Raw genomic sequence first — 6,189 nt, forward strand, 5'->3', positions numbered from 1 at the left:
CCTTGGGGTTGCCCCACTCGTCCGGTCTCGGTGTCTTCTACGAGCGGGTGCGCTCGCGGTGGAGGCGTTCGCTGGTCTCGCGTGCCAGCCTGCGGGCCTGGTCGGCTGCGGCCTGCGGGCTGGCGGCGTACACGACGTTGACGCTGCCGAAGGTCTCCTCGGCGTCCTCCTGGTGCTGCTCGTGGACGTCGGCGCGTTCGCCCGGATCGGCGGGGGCCTCCTCCACGTGCCAGATGTCGACGTCGCCCCCACCCGTCCACTGACCGACCACGAAGTACGCGCGCTCTGCGCTCTCCGGCGCGGCGGTGGGCCGTGCCAGTGCCTCGTACTCCGACCGGAAGAGCGTCAGTCGGCGGCCCTCCTCGTCGGCTGCGTGCCTGCTGATCTCGGCCCACTTCGGCAGGTATGCGGCGCGGTGGGCCAGGCTCTCGCGGCCCGGTGCCAGCAGCAGCGCGAGGACGGGGTGCGGGCGGTTGGCGAGCCAGCGGGCCAGCGTCCACCAGGCGGCGAGACTTTGGGCGGCCTGGACCCGGTGGGCCTCGGCCTCCTCCAGCCAGCGGGCCTGCGTCCGTTCCGCGTGCGAGATCATCGCGTCGAGCCACGTCAGAAGCTGCGGGGTGTCGTGGCGACGGGCCGCGTGCTGGAGGCTGGGGAAGTCGCTGCGCGCGGCGTAGTCGCCGGCGCACGCGCGCAGGATGGCGGTGAGCGTCCGGCTGGCCTGCTCGGGCGCGGGGCGGTCGTCGGTGTCGACCAGGGACATCGGGTCGTGCCACCCCCAGGGCACGTCGGCGGAGTAGGCCAGCACCCTGACCGTGGTGCCCTGGTAGGCGCGTCCGCGGATGCGTACCAGCGGCTCGGCGGGCCGTTCCCGTGCGCTGGCGGATCCGAGTGTGGCCCGGACGGCGTCGAATTGGTCCCACTGGGCGGGGCTGCTGGTCGCGGTCACGTGGACGGTTCCGCTGGCGGCACCGGTGAGGCTGTAGTGCACGGCTCCGGCGGGGTCCGCCTCGGACGGGACGGCGCGGACGGGGTGGCAAAGGTGATCACGAAGCGTCTCCTCACGGGCTTACGGGAACGGGGAGTTGGCAGGGGGTGTGGCCCGGCCCCGGGGCTGGGCCGGTGACTTCAGCCCGTGACGGACGGGTCCGGCAGGGACGGCGCGGGGTACACGCTGGCAATGGGCGTCGAGCTGTTCGCGCACGGCCGTACGGCGGCGTACACGGTGACGGGGTTCATGCCGTGCAGCCATCCGCGCTCGATGCGCCATCCGCAGACGGTGGGGCTCGGTTCCTGGTCGGTCTGCACGATCAGGGTGGCCAGGACGGTGCAGCTGCCCTCCAAGGCGGCCGTCACGGCGGCCTCGATGGCGGCGAACTCGTCCGGGTCGGCGTCCAGGTGCCAGGCGGGGGCGGTCGTGACGTCGACGGTGGCGCTGGCCAGGGCGTACCGGCCGTCGACGTCCAATGCGGCGTAGGTGAGGCGGTGACGTCCGGCACCGAGGGCGGTGAAGAGCTGGGCGAATGCCTGGTGCGCGCGGTGGCGGGCGGCGGTGATCGCTTCGTCTCCGGGGTAGGGCAGGGTGCGGCGGTCTGCGCGGGCGCTCTGGTCGGGGTGCGGGTTGGTCACGGTGACTCCAGCGGGGCGACGGGGTGGGAGGCCGGCTGCGCGCGGCGGGCGGGGTCCCGCGCGCGGTGGCGCGCGGGACTCGGTCAGATGACGGGACGGCGGCGGCCCTGCTCGTCCAGGTGGCGGATGTCGGGCGCGGGCTCCCGGAAGTGGCACCACGTGCGCCCCATGAAGTCCTCGGCGGTGTAGAAGTGCACCGTCCGGGCCCGGCCGCTCCCGCCTGCCGTGGTGTAGGCGGCGGCGTACCGGTAGCCGTTGATGCTGACCTCAACGGCGTCTTCGGGCCACTCGTGCGGGATCGGCGTCAGGTGCGCCCGGTGGGCATGGTGCAGACGGCGGTCCGTGGCCAGGTCGACCACCATGAAGTGATCCCGCTCCTGCGGATGGCGCTCGCCGAACGCGTCGTCCTGCTCCCAGCATGCGTCGCAGTGTCCGAACCACATGCACGGCAGGAGATACAAGGGGCGGTCGTGCATCTCAGCGATGCTGCCGTGGTAGGTGACGTGGCTACCGATGAACAAGAGGGGCGCGGGGGCGGTCTCAGACATGGGCGTCCTGCCAGGCCTTCTCGATCCACTCGGGGGCGAGACGGTGGGAGTACGCGACGTCGCGCGCGGCCTCGCCGTCCAGGGCGGCCACGACCAGGACGCTGCCCCGGATCTCCTTGGCGCGGCGTGCGGCGGCGGTGGCCTGCTCCTGGCGCTTGCCCTCGTCGTCCGGCACGTGCAGCACACGGTGAATCTGCTGATCGCTGCTGAAGATCACGAGGTAGCGGCGGAAGTCCTCGATCCGCGACGGACGGGCCGGGCCGGTCGTCGTGTCGGCCAGCGTTGCGCGGGCGTTGGCCAGCAGCTTCGCGACTTCCTCAGTCGCCTTCACGCCCGTGTCCCGCAAGCTGCGGTTGCGGCCGTAGAACAGCCGGGCCTTCTCGCGGACGGGGGCGAACTCCACCGGGGCGTAGAGGCTGATCATCATGCGCGCGTACGCGTCGCGTTGCTCCCGCTTCGCCTGGGCTGCGCGCGCGGTGTCGGTCACCTTGCTCTGGGTCCAGCCCAGCGCGGTCGCGGCGCACGACGTGCCGTAGTACGCGACGTCTTCGGCGGTGCCGTCCTCGTTCTCGTCGGCGTCCAGCGGCATCAGCGCGACGGTGCGCTTGAGTCCTCGGCGGCCGCAACAGCCGCACTCGGTGAAGTCGTCGGTGACACCTTTGATCTTCCACTTCGGGATGCGCATGAAAAGCCTTCCGCAGGGCGGTGGGCGGCGTAGTCGGCGGGTGTCCGCCCGTCACTTAGCGCGGGGCGGGCGGCGTGCCCTTCGCGCGCGGGCTGCTTCGCAGCTGCGACGTGCTGTCGTGACGCGGCCTGGGGCCGGCGGGGATCGCCTGGGCGCCTGTGCGCCGGGTTCGGCCACGTGCTGGCCGGTGGGGGCCGGGCGGGCACCCGTGGGGGAAGTTGGTGCCCGCCCGGCGTTCAGGGGGTCAGACGGTGGTGAGGGCGAAGGCCTTCTCCATGAGGTCGTTCGCCGCTCCGCTGATCACCCGCTCGGCGCGGGCGTCCGCCTTCTCGGCGTCGGTCCTGCCCCGGGTCGGGGCGACGTGGTTGGCGTACTCGGTGAGCGCGTTGTACCCGGCCCACCGTGTGCCTCGGATACCGGCCTGGGTGTCGGCGTGCGCGAACAGATTCGAAATCGCCCCCCACCGCTGGCGCTGGTTCGTCTTGGCGCGGGCGTGGTCGCTGTCCTTGACCGGCCACAGCTCGTCCACCACCGACTTCAGCTCGCTGAGCGTCATCTCGGCATCGATCATGCGCTGGGCGGCCTGCTCGAACTCCTCGGCGTACCGGAACGTCAGACCGAGGGCGGAACGGGCCTGCGCGATGCGGGCCTTGGCCCCGGCGGTGTGCCGCACCACGAACGAGGAACGGGCCCCGTGGATGGCCGCGCGCATAGTGTTCGCGCACACCACCCGGACCGGCGTCACCACGATGCGGAACGCGCTGCCTCCGTCGTGGCTGTTGAACGCCGCGATGTACAGATCGACGTCGTCACTTCCGCCGATCGTGAAGGTCTGCGGCATCTTCATGGTCAGGAACACCTGACGGCCGTCCTTGAGCGATCCGGCGGTCTCGAAGTGCGCGCCGGACTCGTCGGCCAGCAGGTTGAGGAACTCGGCGTGCTCCTCGTTCTGCACGGGGTGGTAGTCGCTGCCGACCACCCCGAGCGTCTGCGTGCGGCCGGTCTTCGGGTGCGTGCGCGCGGTCGCAAAGTGCTGCGGCACCTCCAGCGGCGTGGTTCCGTCGGTCGTGATCTCGGTCGCGGTCAGGGGCAGAAGACGCACGTTCCACCCGGACAGAGACGCGATGCGCATGGCCTCCTCGGCGGTCATCGCGCCGTCGGTGACGGTGCCCAGCTTGTGCCACGCGCTCGTGTTGGCGGACGCGAAAGCGGCGGTGCCGTCGGTGAACTGCTCGATCTCGTGAGCCACTTGGGGCTTCCCTTCTGGTGACGAACTCTTCGGCGGGTCCGGTAGGGGGCCAACCCTTCCGAACTGGTTCCATAATACCTAATTCTGAGAGTGGGGCAACCGATTAAAACTCCGGCGCGCCCCACCCTCCGGGGCCTACCAATCCCCGTCGAACACCTCGGGCTTCTCGTAGGCCTCATGCAGCGCCCATACCTCGCTCTCGGTCAGAATGCCGCAGTCAGGCACGCGCGAGAGTTCGTCGACGGACAGAGGCTTTCGATCCCGGACACACAGCATGCGTCCGTTGTCGCACACGTGACAGTTGCTCACGGGGTGTCCCGCTGCCAGTGCTGGGGCAGTGCCGTGACGCTCCACGCGTGCACCCCGCTCAGCGCGGTGACGAACACCCCGTCCCGGTAGTCACTGAGGCGGTAGTACACAGACTCCCGCCCTCGGCGGTCGAGTTCGCGCTCAATCCGCGTGACCCAGTACCGCCCATGGGCGCGCTCCTGCGATCCGTGGTAGCTGACCAGCTGTCCGACACTGGGGCCGGCCTCCGCGTCCATGACAGCGCACAGCTTGGACAGGGCTGAGTTGAACGTGTGGGGTGGCAACGGCACGTCGGCCAGCGCGGGCCCGGTGTGTCCGGTCCGCACGCCCGAAATCCATCCCACCTCGAACAGGGGCCGGGCCAGCTCGCGCACGGCGTGCGGGAAACCGGTGTTCTGGGGGAGTCGTTCCAGGGCGGCCCGGAAAGCGGCCTCCATCTGCTCTCGCTCGCTCTCGTTCGCCGGAGCGGCGCGGTGGGCGGGCTCAATGCTCGTCATGCTCACAGTGACTGTCCCTCCGATCGGTGTGGGTGCTGGGCTTTGCTCGGGGGCCCGGTGGACCGGGCCCCCGAAACTGCCGCTTACTTCAGTCCGCGCGTCCGCAGGAATTCACTGATGCGGAATGCGACGGATCGCACCGGAAGGGATGCGCCCCGGAAGGTTCCGAGAATGCGGGGCCCGGTGTCGCTTTCGTGGATGATGTGGAACTCGAAGCCCTGGGCGACCGGCAGAAGAACCCGGACCGGACCGGCTGCGGTGTCGAAGCGAATCGACGTGGTCTTCTCGTCCTGGTCGTGCACGATCACTGCGTCTCGGAGCAGCTCCGGCCGAGGGAGGAAATTCGCGATCCCACGAGCCTTCTCAGCCTGAGGAGTGTTGATCTTCGCAGTCTCCGGCGTCACCTTGCCGTTAACGATGACGATTTCCACGCGTACGCCTTTCTGTTGACGAACGTTCGGCGGTGTCGGGGAGGGAGCCACCTTCCTGACATGTTCCATAATACAGCAGATCTGCCCTGGGGCAACTACCCCACGGCCCACTGTTGCGCCCCGTGTTGCGCTAGAAGTTGCGATAGAGGTTGCGCCAGGGTGTTGCGCTAGAGGTTGCGGTAGAGGTTGCGGGGGTCCATGGGCCGGCTCTCTGAACGCCCCTGATCAGGGGGCGTCTTGTGCGTGGTCCGGGGGTCTGACATCCCCTCTGCTGCCACTTGACCCGCGCTTTTTGAAGGGAGGTGAGGAATGGGGCGGGGCGGGTGGCGGTGGCGGCCTCGGGGTGGGGCCGCCTGGAGTCTGTTGCGCGTCGGCGGGGCCGCCGCGCTGGCCGGGTGTGGGGCTGTGCGGGGCCTGTCGGCCCGTGGAAGGTGGGGGAGGGCTGGACCCGTCCGCCTGGTCCTCAGGCCCTCTCACATGCCGTCTCGCCCTACGCCTGTTCTGTGATTCCCGGTCTGGCTGCTGGGGTAGCCTGTCGGCAGTGTTCGTGGCATTCCCTCCGCGCTGCCTGTGGCGGGGCTATGACGCCCTGCTCCGCTCGGTCGGCCGCACATTGCTCAGCACGTAACAGGAAATAGGTGGTCCCCTTTCCCAGTTGGGAAAGGGGACCACCGCCTTTTACCCGGGTGGTATGGTGATGCTGTTTCAGTGAGCTTGGTGGCAGGCATTCTGACGCAGTTTCGAGATTTCCTGACCCGGGACAGCCCCATCCCACTAGCCGCGCTTTTTATGGAATTCACGGAGTGGATTCCGTGAGAATTGCGGAGCAATTCTCTTTTTTCCG

7 protein-coding genes are annotated in these 6,189 nt (G+C 69.5%); all 7 read right to left on the reverse strand.

The window, feature by feature from the left end:
* Positions 1–37: 37 nt before the first annotated feature.
* Complete coding sequence (locus BIV25_RS11010) at positions 38–988, reverse strand: hypothetical protein (RefSeq protein ID WP_071372044.1); 951 nt, start codon at positions 986–988, stop codon at positions 38–40.
* Positions 989–1,125: 137 nt separating this feature from the next.
* Positions 1,126–1,626: a hypothetical protein gene (locus tag BIV25_RS11015; RefSeq protein WP_071372045.1), complete on the reverse strand. Its 501-nt coding sequence runs from the start codon at positions 1,624–1,626 to the stop codon at positions 1,126–1,128.
* Positions 1,627–1,709: 83 nt separating this feature from the next.
* On the reverse strand, positions 1,710–2,174 hold the full coding sequence (locus BIV25_RS11020) for a hypothetical protein (protein WP_143076613.1): 465 nt from the start codon (positions 2,172–2,174) through the stop codon (positions 1,710–1,712).
* Positions 2,167–2,859: a hypothetical protein gene (locus BIV25_RS11025; RefSeq protein WP_071372047.1), complete on the reverse strand. Its 693-nt coding sequence runs from the start codon at positions 2,857–2,859 to the stop codon at positions 2,167–2,169. Before BIV25_RS11025 ends, BIV25_RS11020 begins: the two co-directional genes overlap by 8 nt.
* 244 nt (positions 2,860–3,103) lie before the next feature.
* Positions 3,104–4,108: a DUF932 domain-containing protein gene (locus BIV25_RS11030; protein ID WP_071372048.1), complete on the reverse strand. Its 1,005-nt coding sequence runs from the start codon at positions 4,106–4,108 to the stop codon at positions 3,104–3,106.
* A 305-nt stretch (positions 4,109–4,413) separates the two neighbouring features.
* Entirely contained in the window at positions 4,414–4,914 is a 501-nt protein-coding gene (locus BIV25_RS11035; protein WP_143076614.1) for a hypothetical protein, read from the reverse strand.
* Between the two features lie 83 nt (positions 4,915–4,997).
* Positions 4,998–5,345, reverse strand: a complete 348-nt coding sequence (locus BIV25_RS11040) for a hypothetical protein (protein WP_071372050.1) — start codon at positions 5,343–5,345, stop codon at positions 4,998–5,000.
* Positions 5,346–6,189: the final 844 nt, after the last annotated feature.

It is taken from the genome of Streptomyces sp. MUSC 14 (genome assembly GCF_001866675.1).
In the GTDB taxonomy this organism is placed as follows: Bacteria; Actinomycetota; Actinomycetes; order Streptomycetales; family Streptomycetaceae; genus Streptomyces.